This window comes from Streptomyces olivaceoviridis, assembly GCF_014650115.1.
In the GTDB taxonomy this organism is placed as follows: Bacteria; Actinomycetota; Actinomycetes; order Streptomycetales; family Streptomycetaceae; genus Streptomyces; species Streptomyces olivaceoviridis.
The window spans coordinates 106,907-128,521 of sequence record NZ_BMUI01000015.1; the positions used below are offsets into that span (position 1 = coordinate 106,907).

General features: G+C 73.7%; 18 protein-coding genes. 6 read left to right on the forward strand and 12 right to left on the reverse strand.

What is annotated here, in order from left to right; translation table 11 throughout:
• Nucleotides 1–24: 24 nt before the first annotated feature.
• Complete coding sequence (locus IE273_RS26205; protein ID WP_189817619.1) at nt 25–1,422, reverse strand: ABC transporter permease; 1,398 nt, start codon at nt 1,420–1,422, stop codon at nt 25–27.
• Nucleotides 1,419–2,441: an ABC transporter ATP-binding protein gene (locus tag IE273_RS26210; RefSeq protein ID WP_229887551.1), complete on the reverse strand. Its 1,023-nt coding sequence runs from the start codon at nt 2,439–2,441 to the stop codon at nt 1,419–1,421. Before IE273_RS26210 ends, IE273_RS26205 begins: the two co-directional genes overlap by 4 nt.
• A 294-nt stretch (nt 2,442–2,735) precedes the next feature.
• On the opposite strand from IE273_RS26210, the gene IE273_RS26215 reads away from it, so the two are divergent.
• The 3 genes from IE273_RS26215 (at nt 2,736) to IE273_RS26225 (ending at nt 7,020) form a co-directional block, all read left to right on the forward strand.
• Nucleotides 2,736–3,452 carry a S1 family peptidase gene (locus IE273_RS26215; protein WP_229887553.1) on the forward strand — a complete coding sequence of 239 codons (717 nt, stop codon included), beginning with the start codon at nt 2,736–2,738 and terminating at the stop codon, nt 3,450–3,452.
• Between the two features lie 88 nt (nt 3,453–3,540).
• The gene (locus tag IE273_RS26220; protein ID WP_229887554.1) at nt 3,541–6,714 is read left to right on the forward strand and encodes an amidohydrolase family protein; all 3,174 of its coding nucleotides are present in this window, start codon (nt 3,541–3,543) and stop codon (nt 6,712–6,714) included.
• 66 nt (nt 6,715–6,780) lie between these two features.
• A complete protein-coding gene (locus IE273_RS26225) occupies nt 6,781–7,020 on the forward strand; it encodes a hypothetical protein (RefSeq protein ID WP_229887556.1) in 240 nt (79 codons plus the stop codon).
• A 76-nt stretch (nt 7,021–7,096) separates the two neighbouring features.
• Here the strand turns inward: IE273_RS26225 and IE273_RS26230 are convergent, their stop codons facing one another.
• Nucleotides 7,097–8,050 (reverse strand): DMT family transporter, encoded by a 954-nt coding sequence (locus IE273_RS26230; RefSeq protein ID WP_189817622.1) that lies wholly within the window; start codon nt 8,048–8,050, stop codon nt 7,097–7,099.
• Between the two features lie 47 nt (nt 8,051–8,097).
• Nucleotides 8,098–8,703: a TetR/AcrR family transcriptional regulator gene (locus IE273_RS26235; protein WP_059266778.1), complete on the reverse strand. Its 606-nt coding sequence runs from the start codon at nt 8,701–8,703 to the stop codon at nt 8,098–8,100.
• Nucleotides 8,704–9,082: 379 nt separating this feature from the next.
• Here IE273_RS26235 and IE273_RS26240 point away from each other — a divergent pair, with 379 nt between their 5' ends.
• Nucleotides 9,083–13,348: a carboxypeptidase regulatory-like domain-containing protein gene (locus IE273_RS26240; protein ID WP_189817623.1), complete on the forward strand. Its 4,266-nt coding sequence runs from the start codon at nt 9,083–9,085 to the stop codon at nt 13,346–13,348.
• A 50-nt stretch (nt 13,349–13,398) separates the two neighbouring features.
• Here IE273_RS26240 and IE273_RS26245 read toward each other — a convergent pair whose 3' ends face one another.
• Nucleotides 13,399–14,472, reverse strand: coding sequence for a helix-turn-helix transcriptional regulator (locus IE273_RS26245; protein ID WP_189817624.1), 1,074 nt, complete (start codon nt 14,470–14,472; stop codon nt 13,399–13,401).
• A 120-nt stretch (nt 14,473–14,592) separates the two neighbouring features.
• On the reverse strand, nt 14,593–14,805 hold the full coding sequence (locus IE273_RS26250) for a hypothetical protein (RefSeq protein WP_189817625.1): 213 nt from the start codon (nt 14,803–14,805) through the stop codon (nt 14,593–14,595).
• A gap of 42 nt (nt 14,806–14,847) precedes the next feature.
• On the opposite strand from IE273_RS26250, the gene IE273_RS26255 reads away from it, so the two are divergent.
• A complete protein-coding gene (locus IE273_RS26255; protein WP_189817626.1) occupies nt 14,848–15,297 on the forward strand; it encodes a hypothetical protein in 450 nt (149 codons plus the stop codon).
• Between the two features lie 63 nt (nt 15,298–15,360).
• On the opposite strand, the gene IE273_RS26260 is transcribed toward IE273_RS26255, so the two are convergent.
• From IE273_RS26260 to IE273_RS26275, 4 genes are all read right to left on the reverse strand, one after another.
• A complete protein-coding gene (locus IE273_RS26260) occupies nt 15,361–15,897 on the reverse strand; it encodes a DUF4232 domain-containing protein (protein WP_189817627.1) in 537 nt (178 codons plus the stop codon).
• 166 nt (nt 15,898–16,063) lie between these two features.
• Entirely contained in the window at nt 16,064–16,639 is a 576-nt protein-coding gene (locus IE273_RS26265) for a helix-turn-helix domain-containing protein (protein WP_189817628.1), read from the reverse strand.
• Between the two features lie 53 nt (nt 16,640–16,692).
• Nucleotides 16,693–18,300 carry a helix-turn-helix domain-containing protein gene (locus tag IE273_RS26270; RefSeq protein WP_189817629.1) on the reverse strand — a complete coding sequence of 536 codons (1,608 nt, stop codon included), beginning with the start codon at nt 18,298–18,300 and terminating at the stop codon, nt 16,693–16,695.
• Nucleotides 18,297–18,611: a helix-turn-helix domain-containing protein gene (locus IE273_RS26275; protein ID WP_189817630.1), complete on the reverse strand. Its 315-nt coding sequence runs from the start codon at nt 18,609–18,611 to the stop codon at nt 18,297–18,299. The genes IE273_RS26270 and IE273_RS26275 overlap by 4 nt, the downstream gene beginning before the upstream one ends.
• Nucleotides 18,612–18,897: 286 nt before the next feature.
• On the opposite strand from IE273_RS26275, the gene IE273_RS26280 reads away from it, so the two are divergent.
• Nucleotides 18,898–19,662 (forward strand): phosphatase PAP2 family protein, encoded by a 765-nt coding sequence (locus IE273_RS26280; protein ID WP_229887557.1) that lies wholly within the window; start codon nt 18,898–18,900, stop codon nt 19,660–19,662.
• A gap of 84 nt (nt 19,663–19,746) precedes the next feature.
• On the opposite strand, the gene IE273_RS26285 is transcribed toward IE273_RS26280, so the two are convergent.
• Together IE273_RS26285 and IE273_RS26290 are read right to left on the reverse strand one after the other, a co-directional pair.
• Entirely contained in the window at nt 19,747–20,559 is an 813-nt protein-coding gene (locus IE273_RS26285; protein ID WP_189817631.1) for a family 1 encapsulin nanocompartment shell protein, read from the reverse strand.
• Nucleotides 20,556–21,605 carry a Dyp-type peroxidase gene (locus tag IE273_RS26290; RefSeq protein WP_189817632.1) on the reverse strand — a complete coding sequence of 350 codons (1,050 nt, stop codon included), beginning with the start codon at nt 21,603–21,605 and terminating at the stop codon, nt 20,556–20,558. Before IE273_RS26290 ends, IE273_RS26285 begins: the two co-directional genes overlap by 4 nt.
• Nucleotides 21,606–21,615: the final 10 nt, after the last annotated feature.

Below are 21,615 nucleotides of genomic sequence, written 5' to 3' on the forward strand. Positions count from 1 at the left end.
GGGGGGTGGCCGGAGAGGAAGAGTTCAGGGGGTCCGGGAGTCCGGGGAAGTGGAGAGCAGGTCGACGTTGCCGTCGAACTGCCACAGCGGGTTCGGTGCGTCTCCGGTGGAGGTCCGCACCACGAAGTAGCCGTTCACTTCCTTCGGTCCGTCGCCGTCGGCGACGAACCGCCCGTCCGCGGTGATGTCGAGCTGGTAGACGGCCGACCCGGTGGCCGCGACACCCGGCAGGTGCCAGGAGACGACGCATCGCCAGTCGTTGCCCGGGCCCTGGGCGCCGTCCTGGACGCCGGCCTTGGTGCACGCCGCCGAGGTCCTCAACTGCGCCTCGGTGACGGCGGGCCGGTGGAGCTGCTCGGTCTGAAGGCGGTACAGGTGGGCGAACTCCGTGGCGAGCGAGCGCTGCACCTTGGCCTGCTCGATGCCGGAGCCCGTGGCCGTGGTCGTCGCCGCCACGACCGCGACCGTCACGCCGAGCAACGCGACGAGCGGCAGGGCGGCCGTGGTGACCGCGCGGCGCGCCGAGCCGTCGTCGGTGGGGTTGGTGAAGTCGCGCCGCAGGAAGAGGACATAGGCCAGCACCGTCGCCGTGGCGGCCCACAGGAGACTGACAACGATGCCGATCAGGAGCGGGGTGAGCTGCGCCGGGCTGGTGAACAGGCCGTTCCAGGTGAGGAAGGCGTCGCCGGGCAGGGCGAGGCGTACGGCGACGGGGAGTGGCAGCATCTGGGCGAGCTGCATCGCCAGCGCGACGAGGGCGGGCAGCAGCAGCCCCATCGGGGAGCGGCCCAGTACCACCGACCCGAGCAGGCCGATCCCGGCGAGGGCCAGGGTCGGGGCGAGCACACCGGCCCAGGCGGACAGGACGGTGCCGGCGGCGTCCCCCGGCGTGAGCAGGTGGCCGTCGAGGCCGACGAGCGGCTGGTTGCCGACGGCCGCCAGCCCGCCGACCGTGCTGGAGACGGCCAGCCCGGCCACGAGCAGCAGGATGACGGTGAGGCCGGCCAGTGCCTTCGCGGCGAAGATCCGCCGGGGCGAGCGGACGGCGACGAGGAGGTGGCGCCAGGTGCCGAGCCGGTCCTCGGAGGCGAACACATCGCCGGCGACGACGGAGGTGAGCAGCGGGAGCGCCCAGGTTCCGGCGAAGCCGAGCGTCACCAGGGGGCCGGCCCATCCGGTGGCGTGCATCCAGCGGCCGAAGAGGGTGTCCGTGGGCAGCGTGCTCTGCGCGCTCACCCCGGCCACGAAGAGCGCCGGCGCGATCCAGCAGGCGAGGAGCAGCAGGCGGATCCGCCACTGGGAGAGGAGCTTGACGACTTCGAAGCGGTAGCTCCGGGCAACCGTGACACGGCCTGACGCGGTGATGTGCGCAGGGGGTGCGTCGGGGGCCGGGGACGTGGTCGGGCTTGCGGTGGCGGTCATCGACCGGTCTCCTGCTGCTGGGCGTCGGACTTCTGCGGGGCACCGGCGCCGTCCTGCCGCGGGGCGCCGGACATCTGCGGGGCGCCGGACTTCTGCTGCTCGGTCAGGGCCAGGAACGCCGCCTCCAACGGGGAGACGACCGGGGCGAGTTCGCGCAGGGCGATGCCCTCGTGGACGAGCCGCACCACCAGGTCGTCGAGGGCGGGCACCAGCGCGCGCAGCACGAGCGCCTCTCCGCCCTGGCGTCCCGCGGTGTCGTCGGCCAGGCGGATTCCCGGCGCGTCGGCGGCCAGCCGGCGTGCGCGCTCCGGGTCGGACGTGACCAGCCGGTAGTCGAGTTCACGGTGTTCGGCGGCCAGTTTGCCCAGCGGCCCGGAGAAGACGATCCGTCCGGTGGCGAGGATGGTGACCTCGGAGCACAGGGCCTCCAGGTCGTCCATCCGGTGGCTGGAGAGCACGACGCTCGTGCCCTCGCGAGCGAGCCGGGTGAGGACACCGTGGACGTGCTTCTTCCCGGCCGGGTCGAGGCCGTTGGAGGGCTCGTCCAGGATGAGCAGCCGCGGCCGGGTGAGCAGGGCCGCGGCGAGGCCGAGCCGTTGCCGCATGCCCAGGGAGAAGCCGCGGGTGCGCTCGTCGGCGACGTCCGTGAGCCCGACCTGGCCGAGGGCGTCGTCGATCCCCGCCGCCCGCGTGTCGTCGCCGCGCAGAGCGGCGAGCGCGGCGAGGTTCTGCCGGGCGGTGAGTGAGGGGTACAGCCCCGGGCCGTCCACGAAGCCGGAGACGCCGCCGGGGGCCTCGAAGGCGCGGCCCACCGGTGTGCCGAGGATCTCCAGGCTGCCGCTGTCGGCCACGGCGAGGCCGAGAAGGAGGCCGAGCAGCGTCGTCTTGCCGGCCCCGTTGGGTCCGACCAGGCCGTGGATCTGTCCCCGCGCCACCTCCAGATCCACGCCGTCGAGCGCGACGACATCACCGAAGCACTTGGTGATGCCACGCGCCCGGATCGCGAACTGTGCGTCCATGAGCCCCTTCTTTCGGAAAAGCCTCATGGACCCTAGGAAGCCCACACGACACCGACAGCGTTCCCCGGTTGAACGCTCAGGGAACGGAAAGCCAAACGCGAGTCAACTGGCGTCCGGAGCGCCTGCGGTCGTCCCCTTTGGGTGGTCTGACCGGACGTCAGCACGACGAGAACCGTTCTGTTCCCTGAGTGCACGGATCGTGCGGTCGCGGAACCGCCCGGACGGGCCTTCGCTCTTGCCGGGCGCAGGCAACTGGCAGCTACCGAACCCGAGGAAGACCCCATGTTGAGCAAGATGCGTGCATACGGAGCGATATGCGCGTTCGTCGCCTCCTTCCTGGCGATGGCGGAACCCGCTTCGGCCATCCAGGGAGGCACGGTCAGCAAGCACGGCCCGTGGGCGGCGCGTGTGTACATCGACGGCGAGCCGTCCTGCACGGGCACCGTCGTGGCCCCCGAGTGGGTGATCACCGCCGGTCACTGCGTCCGCTACGACAACTGGGACATCACGTTCCGCGTCGGCAGTCTCGACCAGCGGCACGGGAAGGTCGTGCGTCGCGTCGAGAACGGCACCGTGTTCGCGCCCGGGGCCGACGTGGCCCTCGTGCGGGTGCCCCGCCTGGACGTCCAGCCCATCGAGCTGGGGACCAGCGCCAGTGTGAAGGTGGGGCGCGGCGTGCGGTCCTACGGCTGGGGTGCCACCTGCGCGCCGCCGCGGAGCGAGGGCTCGTGCCAGTCGAACGTGCTCAAGCAGGCGCAGGTCACGATCGTGAAGCACGCGGACAAGCGGTGCGAGCTGCTCGTGGGGACCGGGGACTTCTGCGTGCAGCGCGGCACCGGCCTGCCGGCGGGCGGTGACTCGGGGGGCCCGGCGACGGCGTTCGACAAGGCGGGCCGCGAGGTGCTCGTGGGTGTCCTGTCCGCGTCGGACCGGACGGAGGTCGCCTCGTTCGGAGACGTCACGCGCCTGCGCTCGTGGATCAAGTGGGTCATCCGCACCGGGGGCCACTGACACCGCGAGGAGCGAGGCTGCCGGGCGTACGGGCGTCGTTGTCATAATGCGAACGTCCGTGCGTTGCCCGTCCGATGAAAGGCCTCCCATGAAGCGCTCAGCAGTATCCCGTCGCGGTGTCCTCAGGGCCGGACTCGGCGCGGCGGCGGTGGGGTTACCGGTCCAGGCCGGTGTGGCGTCCGCGTCCCCGGCCGGTCACGCGGAAGCGGTGACCGCCGCCGGCCGGACCCTCCGGTTCACCGCCGGCACCAACGCGTCCGTGGCCGTCTCGCCGGACGGTGGGCGTCTGATCGTGGAAGTGCAGGGCGTGTTGTGGTCGCTGCCCCGGGCGGGCGGTCCGGCGACGGCGCTGACCGGGGCCGAGCTGGAGCCGGCCCGGGTGGCCTGGTCGCCGGACGGTTCCCGGATCGCCGTCTGCGCCTATCAGGGCGGCGGGTTCCACGTGTGGACGATGGCACCGGACGGTTCCGGTCCGCGCCGGCTGACGTCCGGGCCGTGGGACGACCGGGGCGTCAGCTGGTCGCCCGACGGCACCCGGATCGCGTTCGCGTCCGAGCGGGGCGGGGACGCCGTACGCGGCAGCTCGTACTCCATCTGGACGGTGGACGTGCGCACCGGTGAGCTGACGCGGCTGACCCGGGACACCGGGGTGGAGGACTACGACCCGGCCTGGCACCCCGACGGCGGCACGGTGGTCTTCGTCCGGGCCGGCGCCGACGGCGGACGCACACTGGCCTCCGTCCCGGCCGGGGGCGGGAACGTCACGGTGGTGCGTACGGTCGGCGCGGGGACGCTGGTGGGACCCGCGGTCGGTGCGGACGGCCGGGTGGCCTGTGTGCGAGTGGACGACGCCGCGCAGGGCACGAACGCGGCGCACTGCACGCTGCTGGTGGACGGCGAACCGGTCACGGACGGCGAGGACGTCTCCCCGCTGCCGCCGTCCTGGACGGCGGAGGGTGAGCTGTTCTACGTCGCGGACGGGCAGGTGAGGGTACGGCGGCCGGGTACGGCTCGGAGCGGAGCGGAGACGGTTCCCTTCGCGGCGGAACTGCCGGTGCCGCGGCCGGCCGGGTCCCGCAAGCGGTACGACTTCGACTCGGTGGCCCGGCGTCCGGTCCGGGGTGTGCACCTGCCGGTCCTCTCCCCCGACGGCGGGTCCGTGGCGTTCGTCGCGCTCGACGCGTTGTGGGTGATGCCGGTGCGCGGTGGCCGCCCGCGCAGGCTGGTGCAGGCGCCGCCGTCCGCCTACGCGCAGATGCCGTCCTGGGCGCCGGACGGCCGAAGCGTCCTGTACTGCCGGGAGAGCGGGCCGGGCGGCGACGGACTGATCGGTGTGCGCCGGGTCCGGCTCGACAGCGGCCGGGAGGAGGTGCTGGCGACGGGGGGACGCCTCAACCCGGTGCTCTCGCCCGACGGCGCCCGGCTCGCCTGCCAGGACTCCACCGGCAATCTGCTCGTCCGTGACCTCGCCACCGGCGCGGAACGGACCCTCGCCGCTCCGCTGGGCGCCAACGGGCTCCCGGGGCGGCCGAGTTGGTCGCCCGACGGCCGGTACCTCGCGTTCAGTGACCGCAACCGGCTCAACCGCCGGTTCCGCGAGGGCTACAACGTCATCCGTGTCGTGGACACCGAGACCGGGCAGTGGGCCACGTATCTGCCGGCCGAGCACGCCTCGCTGTCCGACCGTGGCAACAGCGGTCCCGTGTGGTCGCCGGACGGCACGGCCATGGCGTTCGTCATGGAGTCCGCGCTGTGGGTGATGCCGGTGCACCCGGACGGCTCCCCCGCCGGTGATCCCCGGCGCCTGACCGACGAGGCCGCCGACCATCCTTCCTGGTCGGGGGATTCCCGCACCCTGCTGTACGAGGCGAGCGGGCGGCTCAGGCTCGTGGCCCGGGACGGTTCCGGCCGGCGTGACGTCCCGGTGCCGCTCACCTGGCGGCGGCGGCTGCCGTCCCGGTCCGACACCGTCCGGGTGCACGCCGGGCGGCTGTGGGACGGCACGGGCGAGTCGCCCCGGGACGACGTGGACCTGGTCATCCGCGGCCACCGCATCGCCGCCGTCGAACCCCACCGGGCGCGGGCCCGCAGGGGCGAACGGATCGTCGACGCCTCCGCCTGCACCGTCATCCCGGGACTGTGGGACTCCCACACCCACCCGTGGCAGTACACCTACGGCAGCCGGCAGGGCAGCCTGATGCTCGCGTACGGCATCACCACCAACGTCTCCCTCGGCGGCTTCGCCCACGAGGCCGTCCGCATCCGGGAGGCGGTGGCGGCCGGCCGTATGACCGCACCGCGCCTGTTCGCCACCGGTGAGCTGATCGACGGCAGCCGGGTGGCCTACAGCATGGCCCGCGCGCACCGGACGCGGGAGGGTCTGGAGCGGACCCTGAGCCGGGCCGTCGCGCTCGACGTCGACTTCGTCAAGACCTACGTCCGCGCGCCCGCCTCGGTCATGCGGGAGGCCGCCCGCACCGCCCACCGGGACCTCGGCGTGCTCACCGGCAGCCACTTCCTGTCCCCCGGAGCCGCCGTCGGCCAGGACCTCACCACCCATCTCCACGCCACCCAGCGCACCGAGTACGGGCGCGCCCTCAGCCCCACCGGCCACTCCTACCAGGACGTCCACGAGACGTACCGGGGCGGCGACTTCGCGCTCATCGCGACCCCGTTCACCGCGCTCACCCAGCTCGGCGCCGATCCCTCGCTCGCCGACGACACCCGCGTCACCCGGCTCGCCGCGCCGTGGGACGCCGCGCTCGTACGGAGGCTGGCGCAGACCCCGCCCGACGAAGCGGCCACGCGCGCCGTCGAGCGGGAGACGGCCGTCTACCGGCGGATCCTCGACGACGGCGGGGTACTCGCCCTGGGCACGGACGCGCCCCTGACCCCCCTCGGCCTCCACCTCCACCTCGCCCTGCGGGCCCTGCACCGCTTCGGCGGCCTGTCCGTCGCCCAGGCGCTGCGCACGGCGACGGTCGTCCCGGCCCGGCTCTTCGGGGTCGCGGACGATCTGGGCACCCTGGAGCCGGGGAAGCTCGCCGACCTCACGGTGATCGACGGCGACCCGTTCCACGACATCGACGACCTCGTCCGTACCGCCTGGGTCATGCGGGACGGCAGGGTGCACCGCCGCGAGGACCTGGTGAACGCGTTCCCGGCCGGCCCGTCGGCGCCGTCCGGCCCGGCACACGCCGACTGGCTCGCCGTCAGCCGGGCACTGCGCCGCGAACCGTGCTGTTCGGAGCACACCGTCTAGTGGTCCGCTCGTCGGTCTTCCGAGTCCTGACAGGCGTCCCGGTGATGGTCTGCATAGCATCCTTGTGTGACAGACATTCCCGACGAATTGGTCAACCTGGAACGTTCCTGTGAAGCGGAGCGTGCGAGGCTGGCCGGCCTGTGCGGTGAGGAGTACGACGCCCAGTGGCGGGCGTGGCGAGGGGCGACCGAGGCGTTCCAGGCCGCGCTGTCCGCGTACGCGGCGCGCGAGGGCGTGTCGCGGTACGAGCTGGAGCAGTCCGTGAAGGAGGCGGTCCGGCACACACAGGAGGACCCGGCGCCGTAGCCGCACGGGACCGCCGCCGCGCGCCGCGAGGGCGATGTCCCCGCAGGCGTGCGGCTGACCCCTGCCCCTCGCACCCCTACGACGGCGAGGCGTCCGTGAGGCCGGCCGTGACCGGCGGTGCTTCGTCGGGGGCCGCTCCGGCCGGGTTCCGGGAGTGCTTCCGCCGGCGGGGGGCGGCGGTGAGGACCGTGAGGCAGGCGATGACCAGTGCTATGCCCGCCCAGCCCGCGGCGGGGAGGCGTTCGCCGACGACCAGGACCGCGAGTACGGCCGCGACGGCCGGCTCCAGCAGGGAGAGGGTGGTGGCGGTGCTGGCGGGCACGTGCGCGAGGCCCCAGCCGAACAGGACGTAGCCGGTGAACATGGGGATGAGGGCCATGTACGTGCCGACCGCCGCGTTGGACCAGGAGCCGGTGAGCGGGGCGCCGGTGGCCAGCAGGACGGGCAGGAGGAGCAGTCCGCCGAGTCCGAAGACGGCGCCCATCGCCGCGCGGGAGGGGATCCGGCGGGTGATGAGCCGGTGCGCGGCCCAGGAGTAGAGGGCGTAGGTGGCGGCGGCGACCAGGCCGAGGCCCACGCCGAGCAGCGTCGCGGCCACGGACGCCCGGCCCGTGCCGTCGCCCGCGTGCGCGGCCTCGGCGACGCACAGCAAGGCGGTGCCGAGCAGGCCCAGGGCGGCGGCGATCGTCCAGCGGCGGGTGAGCCGGTGGCCGTCCATCACGCGTTCGATCAGGGCCGAGGCGAGCGGGGCGGTGCCGAGGGACACCACGGTGCCCACGGCGACTCCGGCCAGGTGCATGGAGGTGTAGAACGCCAGGGGGTACACCGCGACGGAGACGGCGCCGAGCAGCACCGTGCCGCGCTGCTCGCGCAGACGGGGCGCGTGGCGGGCGATCGGCCGGGCGGCGACGAGGGCCTGGAGGAGTCCGCCCAGGCCCATGGCGACGGCGCCGATGGCGAGCGGGCCGACCTCCGGGGCGAACGTGGCGGCCGTACCCGTCGTACCCCACAGGACGGAGGCCGCCAGCACGCACAGCGCTCCTGTCCCGGCGGACCGGCCGGGTCCGGCGGGCCGGCTCACAGCCGGTCCAGCAGGGTGGCCGCCATCGCGCGGGCGTGACGGAGGCGGTCGCCGTCGCCTTCCAGACCGGCGCGGGCCATCGCGCCCTCCAGGAGGAAGGCGAGGTGCTCGGCCGTCGCCCGGGCCTCGTCGGGCCGCTCGGGCAGCAGTTCCTCCACGTGTCCGGCGATCAGCCGCTCGACCTCCTCCTTGTGGGCGCGCACCACGGCACGGCCCGCGTCACCGGCCGGCAGCTCGGCGGCGGCGTTGAGCAGTCCACAGCCGCGGAAGCCGTGCTCGTAGGCGAAGGCCGCGTGGTCGGCGTAGGCGTCGAACACCGCCAGTACGCCGTCCCGCGGGCCCCGCGCGTGCTCCAGCCGAGCCCGGTACAGGCCGAGCCACTCCTCGTGCCGGGCGTCCAGGTAGGCCCTGACCAGGTCGGCCTTGGAGGAGAAGTTGTTGTAGAGGCTCATCTTCGCGACGCCGGCCTCGGCGGTGATCGTGTCGATGCCGGTCGCCGCCACGCCGTCGGCGTAGAAGCGGCGGGCCGCCGCCGCGAGGAGGCGTTCGCGGGCCGGACGGCGTCGCGCGCCGTCCGTCGTGCTCACATCGGTTCCGCTCATCACAGTCCAGACTAGGTAGGTCGGTCTACCTAGCGTAAGACAGTCGAGGGTCCTCGTCCACATCAGCCGGCAGTCGCGGAAGGGACAAGCCCCGGCTGATCGGCCCGCGGTCCCGCGGCGGTGACGAAGGCAGCGGCACACATGTCTTCGTGTCCCACTCGACATGTGTGTCCGGTCCCGCTCGGTGTCGCGCCACCGGGCGGGCGGGAGCGAGTAACGGGGGCGTGAATACGTCACGGCGGCAAGACGCCAGAGGCAGCGCATTGACGGGTCCGGTCTCCGGGGTGATCTTTCTTCTCACTGGTCAACCCCCTTGATGGACAACCGGACCAGACCGGTTTCGCTCCCCCAGCCCGCCCTCCTCCATCGGAGCTGTTCCGTGCGAAGACTCCCCGTCCCGCGCCTCGGCCGAGGCCGCGCGAGACCCGCCCTGGGCGCGGTCACGGCCGTGCTGCTGACCGCGCTCACGGCCCAACTGCCCGCCGCGGCGGCGGCATCGGCCGCCCCCGCCCCGACCTCGGCGACGTCCTCTTCGTCCGCCACTCCCGGCACCCCCGGCACCCCCGGCACCGAGTCCCTGTGCGGCACCCCCCGTCCGGGACACTTCGGCTGCTTCGCCGTCCGCCGTACCGACGCCCCGAAAACACGTGTGCGCGCCGACGGCACGGTCACACCCGAGGGCTACGGCCCCGCGGACCTCCGCTCGGCCTACTCCCTGCCCGCCGACGGCGGCGCCGGCGCGACGATCGCGATCGTCGACGCGTACGACAACCCCCGCGCCGAGCAGGACCTCGCCACGTACCGTGCGCAGTACGGCCTGCCGGCCTGCACCACGGACAACGGCTGCTTCCGCAAGACCGACCAGCGCGGCGGGGCGGACTACCCCGTGTCCGACGACGGCTGGGCGGGGGAGATCTCCCTCGACCTGGACATGGTGTCCGCGGTGGCGCCCAAGGCGCACATCCTCCTCGTGGAGGCCGACAGCACCTCGACGGACGACCTGGGCGCCGCGGTCAACACGGCGGTCGCGCTCGGCGCCCGTTACGTGTCCAACTCCTACGGCGCCTACCACGAGGACGCGAGCCTGCCCGCCCTGGACGCCGCGTACTTCGACCACCCCGGCACCGCCCTGCTCTTCAGCTCCGGTGACAACGGCTACGGCGTCAGCTACCCCGCCTCCTCCCCGTTCGTGACCTCGGTCGGCGGCACCTCGCTGACCCGGGACACGGGTACCGCCCGCGGCTGGTCGGAGAAGGTCTGGAACACCGTCGTCACCTCCCCCTCGGGCCAGCCGTCCTGGGGTGCCACCGGGTCGGGCTGCTCGGCGGTCGAGCCCAAGCCGTCGTTCCAGCCGGACACCGGCTGCGCGGGCCGTTCGGTCGCGGACGTCAGCGCGGTCGCCGACCCCACGACCGGCGTGGCCGTCTACAACAGCTTCTCCGACGCCGGCTGGAACGTGTACGGCGGCACCAGCGCCTCCGCTCCCATCATCGCGGGCGTCTACGCACTGGCCGGCACCCCGGCCGAAGGCACCTATCCCGCCTCCTACCCCTACCTCACCCCGGGCGCCCTGCACGACGTCACCGAGGGCGACGACGCGAGCTGCGGCGACTCCGGACTGTGCGGCTACGGCCCGACCCCGCACTGCGAACCGGCGATGAGCTGCACCGCCGGCCCCGGTTACGACGGGCCGACCGGCCTCGGCACACCCGACGGCCTGGCCGCCTTCCGGCCCGGGGCGCACGGCACCGTCGCCGGCACGGTCACCGACCGCGCCGGAGGCAGGGCGATCCCCGGTGCCACCGTACGCCTGGGGGACTACCACACCCTGTCCGGCGCCGACGGCACCTGGTCACTGGTCGTCCCGCCCGGCACGTACCGGCTGACCGTGAGCACCTTCGGCTACGCCGAGAAGGACCTCGGGGAGATCGAGGTGGCCGACGGCGCCCAGGTCCGCGGCGACGCGGTACTGGACGCCATACCCACCGTGACCCTCTCCGGCAGCGTCCGCGACGGCGGCGGACACGGCTGGGGTGTGTACGCCCGGCTGACCGTCGACGGAGTGCCCGGAACCGCGTTCACCGACCCGGCGACCGGCCACTACGCGATCCGGTTGCCCCGCGGGGCGAAGTACACCCTGCGGGCCACCGGCCTGTACCCCGGCTACCGGCCCGCCACCGTCGTGGCCGACCTGAGGTCGGCCGGGAGTACCGCGAACCTGGAACTGCCGCTCACCGGCACCGGTGTCCTCCCGCCCGGTTACGCGGTCTCCTACCACGGCGGCGGCCTCCAGCCCTTCGACAAGGCCACCGCCCCCGACGGCTGGAGCGTGGTCGACCACACCGACGCCGGCGGCTGGGACTTCGGCGACCCGCTCACCCGCGGCAACCAGACCGGCGGCGAGGGCCGCTTCGCCCAGACCGACGACTACGCCCTCGGCTGGGCCCCCGTCGACACCGAACTCATCAGTCCCGCCTACGACTTCTCGGCCCTCACCCACCCGGCCCTGGAGTTCGACACGGCGCTGCCCGGCAGCTACCGCTTCAACGACCCGACCGCCGACGTCGACGTGAGCACCGACTCCGGGACCACCTGGGAGAACGTCTGGCACCACACGGACGTCGTGAACGGCCCCGCGCACGAGAAGGTGGCGCTCACGAAGTACGCGGGCGAGAAGTCCGTACGCGTCCGGTTCCACTACACCGGCTCCCTGACCGGCTTCTGGCAGGTCGACAACGTGGCCCTCGGCACCCGCACCCTGGACACCGTGCCCGGCGGCCTGCTGACCGGTCACGTCCGGGACGCCCACACGGGTGCCGGCGTCCTCGGCGCGACGGTCGCCGCCCGCCGCACCCCCGCCGACAGCGGCCGGAGCATCGCCTCCCCGGACGACCCGGCCGTGGACGACGGCCTGTACTGGGCCTTCTCCTCCGGCACCGGCCGGCAGGAGTTCACCGCGGACCTGGCCGGGTTCGGCTATCCGGCGCAGACCCGCGCGGTGAAGGTCCGGGCGGACGCCGTGACGACCGCCGACTTCCGGCTGAGTCCGGCGAAGCTGGAGGTCAAGCCCTCCGCCATCGGCGTCACCGTGCCCTGGGGCACCAGGAGCGACGTCACCGTCCGACTGCGCGACACCGGCAGCGCCCCGGCCACGGTCACCCTCGGCGAGCAGAACGTCAAGGACGGCACCTCGGCGACGGCCGAGGGCGCCCCGCGCAGGCGCGCGGCCACCGGGGCCGGCCCGCTGGACACGCCCAGGACCACCGCGAGCACCGCCGCCACCGCCACCGCCACCGCCGACCCGGCATGGCAGCCGGTCACGGACCTTCCCCAAGGCGCCGCGGGCGGCATCGCCGCCACCTACCGCGGCGTCGTCTACACCGGACTCGGCGCGACCCCCGACGGCCGGTGGAGCAACGCCCTGCGCTCCTACGACCCGGCCACCGGCGCCTGGAAGACCCTGGCCCCGGCCGCGACCAAGCGGTACGAGCCGGCGGCCGGCTTCATCCGGGGCAAGCTGTACGTGACCGGCGGCAAGAACGCCGCCGGACAGCCCGTCGCAGGCGGCGAGGTGTACGACCCGGCGACCGACTCCTGGTCGGCGATCGCCGACGAGCCCGTCGCCTACGCCGCTTCCGCGGCGGCGGTCGTGGGGGACAAGCTGTACGTCATCGGCGGCTGCGCGCAGTTCAGCTGCGGCACCGGTGACGTCCAGGTCTACGACCCGGCCACCGACACCTGGTCGTCCGGTCCGGCCTACCCCACGCCGACCTCGTGGCAGACCTGCGGCACCGTCGACGCGACCGTGTACTGCGCGGGCGGCGTCTCCCAGAGCGACGGCGGCACTCCGCGGGCGACCGCCGTCGGATACGCCCTGGACGCCGCCGCCGGCCACTGGACGCCCATCGCCGACCCGCCCGTCGACACCTGGGGCGCGGCCGGCACCAGCGCCGGGGGCCGCCTGCTGACGGCGGGCGGCATCCTCACCGGGGCCGGCGCCCTCACCAACGAGGCGTACGCCTATGACCCCGTCGCCGACACCTGGACCGCGCTGCCCAACCTGCCGCAACCGCTGTACGCGGCGGCGTCCGCGCCGGGCTGGTACGTGCTGGGCGGACAGGGCACGGGCGGCGTCGTCCAGTCCGGCGCCCAGGTGCTGCCGGGCTGGAGCACGCCGCACGCCGACGTGCCGTGGCTCGACGAGAAGGCCGGGACGACGACCGTCGCCCCCGGCCGGACGGTCCGGCTGACGGTGACCGCCGACGCCCGCGCGATGGGGCCCGCCGACGCGGGTGTCCACCGGGCCCGGTTGATCATCGACAGCGACGGTCCGTACGGCGCCGTGACCGTACCGGTCACCATGGCGGTGGTACCGCCGCGGGGCGCGGTCCACCTCACCGGCACCGTGACGGGGGCCGGCCCGTCCGCCGCACCCCTGGCCGGGGCGAGGGTGAAGGTCACCGCCCGGGGCGCGACGCACACCCTGCGCACCGCCGTGGACGGCCGCTACGAGGTGTGGCTCATGGACGCGCCCGCCACGATCGGCGTCACCGCGGACGCCGAGGGCCACCGGACCGGGCGGCGCACCGTACACCCGCACGGCACGGCCACCGTCACCGCCGGCCTCGCCCTCACCAGGCGGTAACCGGCACGACGGACACCGTGGGGCCGGCCGGCACCCGGCCGGCCCCACGGTCACACCTCGGGCACCGGCTCGGGGGCCGGCACGGGCATGGCCTCCGCAACGGGCTCAGGCACCGGCACCGGCACCGACGGACCCGGCTCCTCGTCGGGCCTCCACCAGCCCCGCCGAGCCGCCAGCACGCCGGCCTGGAACCGGCTGGTGGCACCGAGCCGCACCAGGAGCGCCTGCACCCGCCGCTGCACCGTGCGGTGTCCGATGCCGAGATGACGGGCGATCGCCTCGTCGGGCAGCCCGAGGCCCAGCAGGGACACGATGCGCCGCTCCTCCTCGCTGACGAAGTCACCCGCGTCGTCGGAGCCCGCACGGTCCGGTACGAAGGGCTGCGCCTGCTCCCACAGCGTCTCGAAGAGGACGCTCAGCGCGTCGAGCAGGGACGAGGGGTGCACCAGGATGCACGTGTCCAGCACCCGGGGGGTCGACACCAGCGGGATGAGCCCCGCCTGGTCGTCGGCGAGCAACAGCTTCATCGGCGCCCGGGGCACCACCCGTACCGTCTCGCCGGCCGCGACGTCCCGCTCGATCCGGCTCACCACGCCGGGCAGGTCGAGGGCGTCCCGGCCGTGGATGAAACGACTGCTGATCTGCCCGCCGGTGATGTTGACGACCGAGTTGACCCGGCCGCCGTCCCCCGGCACCGCGTAGGGCGGCGCGTCGATACCGCGGATCTCCCGCTCGGCCCGGCGGAACAACTGCTCACCGCAGCGCGCCACGCCGTCCACTCCCGTGATCACCTCGATCAGCGACGCGGAGTCCTGTCCGCCCCTGGCCCGGTGATGGCGTTCGCCCAGGCGCTGCGCGAGGGCCCTGACCCGCTGGATGTCACGTTCCCTGGCGAGCAGCAGCACCTCCACCGCGTGCTCCGGCGGCAGTGCCGTGTACCGCGGCGGACGGCCGGGGACCCGGGCGATCAGCCCCCCGCTCTCCAGCCGGGCGAGCGCGCCCTCCAGATCGTGCCGGTCCGCGCGGGTCAGCGCCGCCAGTTCCGTCACGGTGAGCGACCGGTTGTCGACGAGAGCGAGATAGGCGGTCTCGGCACGCTCGTCCAGACCAAGGGCCTCCAGCACCACGCACCCCCACGACGACCGGTCGGGGCAGTCTATCCGGTGCACACGTGGGCATGAGGTGACAGGCGAGGGCCTTCCTCCGGGACACCCGGAGCCGTACGCGGGTGGCGGCGCGGGCCGTCAGCCCGCCGCTCCGTCCGCGAGGTCGAGCAGCGCCCGTCCGCAGGCCTCCCGGTTCGGGTCCGGGACGATGTTCGCGTGGGACAGCGCGACCTCCATGTCCCGCCAGACGCGCTGCACCGGGCAGCCCGTCGAGAAACCCGCGCTGCCGAGTGCCGTGAGGAGGTGCCGGACGGCCTGACGCAGGCACCGAGCCGCCAGGGCCGCGTCCATGTGGATACCTCCGGGTGGTCGTCCGCGTAGCCGCCGGTCGTCATGCGGGTCAGCGACAGCAGCCGGTGGTCCGGCACGGACACCTCGTCGAGCACGAGCGTGTCACTGCCGGTGGCCCGCAGACCCGTCACGTCCCACGTGTCGTCGACGGATCCGGCCGCCGTCGGAACCACGGCCAGGGCGAGGTCCGCGTCGTCACCGGTCGCCACCGCCACCATCGCCCACTCACTGTGGTGGACGCCCGAGGTCGGCCACCACCGGCCCTCCCTCGGCCGCCCGCCCCGTGCCCGCGGCGGGCAGTCGGCCGGCGACGACCGCCCGGGCATCCGTACCCCACAGCTCCTGACGCGCCCGCTCCCCGAGCAACGCGGCCAGTCCGAGGGGGAGACCGCGGACGAGGACGGAACGGAGGAGCCGGAGGAACCGGAGGAGCCGGAAACGGCCGTGGCGTTCATGCCCACCAGTACGAACCCCGCATATGTGTCTGGGTGAGGAGATGCCTCGAACGACACACGTGTCTCGCGGTCGCCCCCGTCGCGGATGACGGTATGCCGGTCAGAACCTCGGGCCGGTGCCCTTGGCGAGCGGGGTGATGTCGATGCGGCCCTTCTGGAGGACCTCGCCCAGCTTCCAGGCGGTGTTCAGGTGGTGGCGGGAGTCGGGCGGGGTGACCTCCAGCCGCGTCGGGTCCTTCTCCGCCTTCGTCGGCTCGCCGGCGCCCGCCACGGCCCCCCAGTGCAGCCGGGTGTAGGCGCTCTGGCCCGGCTTGAGGGTGATCGGCTCGGCCCGGCCGCGGTCGCGCACGACGTGCGTGGGAACGTCCTTGCCGTGGGGGTCGAGCAGTTGCAGGCCCACATAGCCCTGGGTCCGGACGGTCTTGTGGGTCTTGTTGGTGAGGATCACCGTCGCGTAGCGCTGGCCGGCGCCCGAGTCCAGCGCGTGGACGCGGACGGACAGCGAGGAGGTGTCCGCCCAGCCGGGCCGGGTCGCGGCCTGCGAGGGTCCCGCGGCGATGCCTATCAGGGTCACGGCGGAGAGCGCGGCGGGTGCGACGAAGAGGCGGGTGCGGCGGGTGCGCTTACCGAAGAGCATGGTCAAACCCTTTCCGGATGCCCCATTTGGGTATCTCTGAGAGGTATGAGGCGCACCCGCGGGGAACGGTTCTGGCACATACTCGATCTTTGCCGCACGGGTACGCCTGTTGACCTGGCATTGGCGTGGTGATGACCTCTCCGAGCCGAAGACCTCGCTGGAGGGCTCAGGCCGCGAAGCCGATGTTGGTGACGTACTCGTACTGGCCCCACTCGGATCCGAGGTCCACCACCGCGTCGTAGATCCAGGCGTCGTCCAGCGCCTGCGCGTCGCCCGCCGCCCAGGCCTCGACGATGCGGTCCCAGCGGCGGACGTTGAGCGTGCGGTAGGCGACCACCCGCTGACGGGGGCGGAGGACCTGGGACTGGTTGAGCGGGTGGAACTCCACGCGGGTGCCACGGCCCTCGCGGTTGAGGCGCGCCAGCAGGTAGCGGGAGACGTTCTGGCGGCGGACCGCGCGGTACGCCGTCTCGATCCGCTCCAGGTTCCTCCGCGACGGGTTGCGTTCGCCCCGCAGCCAGGCCCGGAGCGTGCGGTCGGTGACGGTCAGGCCGGCCGCGCGGGCCGCCTGGCGGGACTGGTCGCTGCGGGTGAGGTACCGCAGGCGGGCGAGCAGGCCGCGCCGGGCCGTGACCGGGGTGGCGACGAACCCGGCCAGCGCGTCCAGCTGCCGGGCGACGGCCTCGTACCCCTTGATGCCACGCGCCCCGTACGCGCCGAAGTTGAGCGTCCTCTCCGGCATCTCCCCGTCTCCTGCCGCCCCTCGACCCGATACGACCTCACGTACGCGTCACGCTACACGTCCTGGCCGGCCGCCACCGGGGTGCCGACGGTGTACACGTCCTTCACCTTCACCTCGCTGACCCCGCGCCCCTCGGGGAACACCGCGCGCCACTCGCCGATCACGTGGAGTTCGTCGGTGCCCATCGCGCGGACGACCATCAGCCCCTCGTCGTAGGCGCGGTGCGCCTTCCACCACAGGTTCGCGAAGGCCTGGGAGCGGATCAGGTGCATCCAGTCGGTGCGGTACAGCTCCCGGTTGTAGTTCGACTCCCCCATCGTGGAGACGAACTTGGAGTACATGGCCTTGACGTACTCCAGCGTCACGTCGTCGTTCTCGGCGATCGCGCGGTCCCGGGCGTCCTTCAGGGCCACGCGGAACTTCTCCAGCAGGCCCTCGGTGGCGCCGGAGGTCCAGGACTCGTGGATCTCCGGGGGGTCGCACAGGCCGTACTTCGGTCCCGACAGGCGCAGCAGCAGGCGCAGCGTCGGCTCGGTCACCCAGAGCGGGCCCGGCTCGTCGCGGCTGCCGATGGGGTTGGGCAGGTAGGCGTCGTGCTCCCAGGCGGGCGGGGTGATCAGGTGCACGCCCGCGCGGCGGCGGTCGTGCCGGTCGCCGGTGGAGTGTTCCAGCTGGCCGAGCGGCAGGTGCGTCTTGAGCGCGGACAGGTAGGCGCCGTTGACGTCGAGTGCCGTGACCTCGAACTCGCCGGGCGGCAGTTCGGCGCGCGTCCACTTGGGGCGGGCCTCCCAGATCTGGTCCGGGCCGCGGGAGGTCTGCTTGCGCAGGACGTCGGGCAGCCAGGGGTGCGCGACGATGTCGTACCGGCCGCCCTTGCGGGTCTGGTCCAGCAATGCCATGGCGTCCGGGATGGCCCGCCTGACCAGCGCGGCGGTCGCCGCCTCGACGTCACCGCCGTGCTGGTCGAGGGCGGCCGACACGGCGGCGGCGATCAGGTCGGGGTCGTCGGCGGTCTTGAGCCTGCGGCCGGCGGGGACGACCTTGACACCCCCGCCCGTCCGCGGGCGGGGGTGTGCGGAGGCGGGCGGGAGCGAGGGCTCGGTCGGCGGCGCCTGGTGGAGCGTACGCGTGCGCTCGGGTGTGCCGCAGTGCGAGGGGTCCAGGTGCTGGGGGAATCCGGCCACCTGGTGGCGGGCGGGCTGTCCGCACAGGACGCAGGGCTGGGGCGTGGACAGGGCCACCACGTCTTCATCGCCGTCGTCGCCGCTGCCGTGGGCGGAGGGCTGCTCGGTCCCGGCCTCCGCCGGTGCGGTCTCCTCCGGCCGCTCGGTCCCGGCCTCCGCCGGTGCGGTCTCCTCCGGCCGCTCGGTCCCGGCTTCCGCCGGTGCGGTCTCCTCCGGCTGCTCGGCCGGGGCCGCCGCGGCCAGTTTCGTCCGCGCTCCCTTGAGGAAGTACGCGTACTTCTCCCGGACTTCGCCGCTCGGGTCGCGTCCGGACTCCCACCCCCCGACCGTGGACGGGCTGACCTCCAGGGCCCGCGCGAGCTGGGTGCGGGAGAGGTTCAGTCCCTCGCGCAGGGCACGCCGTTCCCCGGCGGGCGGCAGCGGGACCTCCTGCCTGGCGCCGGCGAGGAGGGCGTCGATCGCGTCGAAGTCCGTCATCGGGTTCCCCCGTCCGGTACGGCCGCGGGGCGGGCGGTGGTGGTGTGGCCGCCGGGGAGGCGCCGGCGTGCCGCGGGCAGCGCCTCGACGGCGCGGGTGGGGCCGGCGAGGAGGTCGAGGACGTCCACGCCGTAGTGTGCGGCGACCGCGTCGCAGTCGGCGAGGCTCCAGGCCGCGCTGCCGGACTGACGGCGGCTCACCTGGGCCTGGCTCACCCCGAGCGCGGCGGCGAGGGCGGTCTGCGACTCGCCGGTCGCGTGCAGCAACGCGGCCACCGCGGACCGCACTCGCTCGGCCAGGCCCATACTCATAGGGCCGAACCTAGCACGCCGTGCACATTCCTCATGCGTGAGACGCATGATGTCCGGCCCGGTGGACGGCGTGGAGAGATCGCGGCATCTCACATGTTCAGGTGAGGAAGGTATGAGGACGCCGACCTAGCATCGGTGTGTGTGCCCTCATGGGAAAGACGAGAAGCCCTTCGGTAAGCGCGTGCGCGGACGGCTGGAGGCCGCCGCCGCGGGCGCGGCGCTGCTGCTGGCCGGTGTCTACGGCGCGTTCGTGCGGACGGCGACCGGACAGCGCTGAGAGAACGCGGTGCTGGCGGGGCGGCGCGAGGACGAGACCCTGGCCGCCGCCCGGGCCGCGAACGGCATGCTGGACCACATCACCCTGTCCTCGCTCGGCGCGGCGGTGGCGGTGCTGCTCCTGATCGGGCTGGCGCGGCGCCGCTCCGCCCTGACGGTGGTCGCCGTCGGTACGGTAGGCGTCTCCCTGCTGCTCGCCGAGGTGCTCAAGCGGTACGTGCTGCCCCGTCCGGATCTCGTGAACGCCCCGGAGCGGCTGCTGGGCAACAGCTTCCCGAGCGGACACACCACCATCGCGATGAGCGTGCTGTTCGGGCTCACCCTGGTGGTTCCCTACCGGTGGCGGGGCGTCGCCGTCGGCGTCTGCGCACTGTGGGCCACCTTCGTCGGCGCCTACACGGTGGCGGCGGGCTGGCACCGGCCCAGTGACACCATCGGGGCCGACCTGCTCGTACTGGCCGTCGCCGGCTCGCTCACCGCGCTCCTGGCGCGCAGCGGGCGGGTGCGTCCCGTCGCGGACCACGCTCGTCCGTTGCGCGCGCTGTTCGTGATCGCCCCGCTGTGCGGTGTGGCGCTGGCCGGGCTCGGCTGCGGCACGGTGCTGCTGGTGGACTCGATGTTCCGCTTGCCGCCCGGCGACCCGGCGGTGCCGCGCCTGGCGTACGCGGGCGGGCACGTGCTGGCCGCGGGGGCCAGTGCGGCGGTCACCCTCGTGCTGCTCGCCCTGCTGCACCGGGTCGACCTGGACCGGCCCGGGAGGCCGGACGGCACCTGAGCTCCGCTGCTGAGCGGGCTCCCCGCTCCCGCCGGAAACAGCGCGGCACCGGGTGGCCACGTCCACCCGGTGCCGCTTCGCGCGTCAGGCGCCGGCCGGGGCCGGTGACAGGGCCACCACGGCCTCGCTGGTGTACGCCAGGAAGGTCAGGGTCTCCTGGAAGTACAGGGTGACGCTCGTCGCGTCGTGCGACAGGTAGCCGATCGACACGTCCTGGCCGAGGCGCAGTTCGAAGTCGCCGCCACGGGTGGAGAGCAGGAAGGCGCCGTCGATCGCGGGTGCCCAGACGATGTCGCCGTCGAGCAGCCGGGCGAGGTGCTTGATGACCGGGTAGCCGTGGTCGGACGTCTCGCTGACGGCCGTGTACGCCTCGGCGCTCAGCGCCAGTGTGTAGGCGCCGTCCACACCGGCCAGGCGCAGGGCCGTCACCGCCTGGCTGATGGCGTCCGGGTAGTCGCGCACGTCGGCGGGGAGCGTCAGCTCCGGGTTGGAGGAGCTCGCCCGCAGCCCGGTGATCCCGGCCGCCGGGTAGCCCTCGAACACGGCCCGGTCCTCGGCGAACGCCAGCCGCCGGGCCGCGTCCTTCACCGGCTGCCAGTCGGCGTCCTTGGCACCCCGGGCGACGTCGTCCACCTGCCGCCGGTCCACGGTGAACGGCACGCGCAGTTCGACCAGCGGCTGGAAGCGGCGGGTGTGCGCGATGACCCCGTCCGCGGGGGTGTCGACGGCGTCCAGGTGACCGGTGCCCACGCCGGCGAGCGCGACGCCGCCCGGTTCGGGCACGTCGACGATACGGCGGGCCGCGACATGGCGCTTGAAGGTGCGGCGGGCCTCCTCCTCCAGGTCGGCCCACGCGGCATCGGAGACGGGCGCGAGTTCACGGTGCAGATTGTTCATCGGGACATGCTCCGCTTCATACTGCCGATCCCGAGGGAGGACCCGGAGGATCGGACCTGGCTGTCGGTCGGTGTGACGGCGGCGACGGCCCCGGCGGCCGGCGGCTCGGGGAGGTCTTCGAGGAAGTCCGCGGTAGGTGTGAAGAACAGGGTGCCGGTGACCGCGGTGGAGAAGTCCAGGATCCGGTCGTGCGGTGCCGACTCCGTGCCCAGGAACATCCGCTCCAGCATCGTCTCCGTCACCTCGGGGGTGCGGGCGTAGCCGATGAAGTAGGTGCCGAACTCCCCGCGGCCCGCCGCGCCGAAGGGCATGTTGTCGCGCAGGATCTCGCGTTCGGTGCCGTCCGGGTCGATGACGGTGGTGAGGGCGACGTGCGAGTCGGCCGGTTTGACGTCGTCGGCGAGTTCCACGTCGGACAGCTTGCGCCGGCCGATCACGTGTTCCTGCGCCTCGACCGGCAGGGCCTCCCAGGCCTCCATGTCGTGCAGGTACTTCTGTACGACGACGTAACTGCCGCCCGCGAACGACGGGTCCTCGTCGCCGACGAGGACGGCCGCGCGCGCCGCGGCACCCGTCGGGTTCTCCGTGCCGTCCACGAAGCCGAGCAGGTCGCGTTCGTCGAAGTACTTGAAGCCCTGTACCTCGTCCTGGACCGTGACCGCGCCGCGCAGCCGGTTCATGATCTCCGTGGCGAGCGCGAAGCACAGGTCGAGCCGCGCGGCCCGGATGTGGAAGAGCAGGTCGCCGGGGGTGGCCACGGCCCGGTGCACGGGTCCCCGCAGTTCCCGGAAGGGGTGCAGCCGGGCCGGGCGCGGCCCGGTGAACAGGCGGTCCCAGGCGTGCGAGCCGATACTGGTGACACAGCTGAGCCGGCCCTCGGGCTGGGCGCGGAACCCCACGGCGCGTTCCAGTGAGCCGATGTCGGACAGCAGCTCACGGACCGTGGTCTCGCCGCCGCTGTCGACGGTGACCACCAGGAAGATCGCCGCGCTGGTCAGCGGGGACAAAACCAGCTGCGGCACCGGTTCGGGGACGTCTTGGGTCATGCGTGTCATA

Excerpts from the sequence above, each read along its gene's own strand:
- IE273_RS26235 (WP_059266778.1), bottom strand. The coding sequence starts at position 8,703 with ATGAGCGGAACCGATGTGAGCACGACGGACGGCGCGCGACGCCGTCCG.
- IE273_RS26220 (WP_229887554.1), top strand. The coding sequence starts at position 3,541 with ATGAAGCGCTCAGCAGTATCCCGTCGCGGTGTCCTCAGGGCCGGACTC.
- IE273_RS26275 (WP_189817630.1), bottom strand. The coding sequence starts at position 18,611 with ATGAGTATGGGCCTGGCCGAGCGAGTGCGGTCCGCGGTGGCCGCGTTG.
- IE273_RS26290 (WP_189817632.1), bottom strand. The coding sequence starts at position 21,605 with ATGACCCAAGACGTCCCCGAACCGGTGCCGCAGCTGGTTTTGTCCCCG.
- IE273_RS26210 (WP_229887551.1), bottom strand. The coding sequence starts at position 2,441 with ATGGACGCACAGTTCGCGATCCGGGCGCGTGGCATCACCAAGTGCTTC.
- IE273_RS26265 (WP_189817628.1), bottom strand. The coding sequence starts at position 16,639 with ATGCCGGAGAGGACGCTCAACTTCGGCGCGTACGGGGCGCGTGGCATC.
- IE273_RS26205 (WP_189817619.1), bottom strand. The coding sequence starts at position 1,422 with ATGACCGCCACCGCAAGCCCGACCACGTCCCCGGCCCCCGACGCACCC.
- IE273_RS26270 (WP_189817629.1), bottom strand. The coding sequence starts at position 18,300 with ATGACGGACTTCGACGCGATCGACGCCCTCCTCGCCGGCGCCAGGCAG.
- IE273_RS26215 (WP_229887553.1), top strand. The coding sequence starts at position 2,736 with ATGCGTGCATACGGAGCGATATGCGCGTTCGTCGCCTCCTTCCTGGCG.
- IE273_RS26285 (WP_189817631.1), bottom strand. The coding sequence starts at position 20,559 with ATGAACAATCTGCACCGTGAACTCGCGCCCGTCTCCGATGCCGCGTGG.
- IE273_RS26255 (WP_189817626.1), top strand. The coding sequence starts at position 14,848 with ATGCGGGTCAGCGACAGCAGCCGGTGGTCCGGCACGGACACCTCGTCG.
- IE273_RS26250 (WP_189817625.1), bottom strand. The coding sequence starts at position 14,805 with ATGGACGCGGCCCTGGCGGCTCGGTGCCTGCGTCAGGCCGTCCGGCAC.
- IE273_RS26260 (WP_189817627.1), bottom strand. The coding sequence starts at position 15,897 with ATGCTCTTCGGTAAGCGCACCCGCCGCACCCGCCTCTTCGTCGCACCC.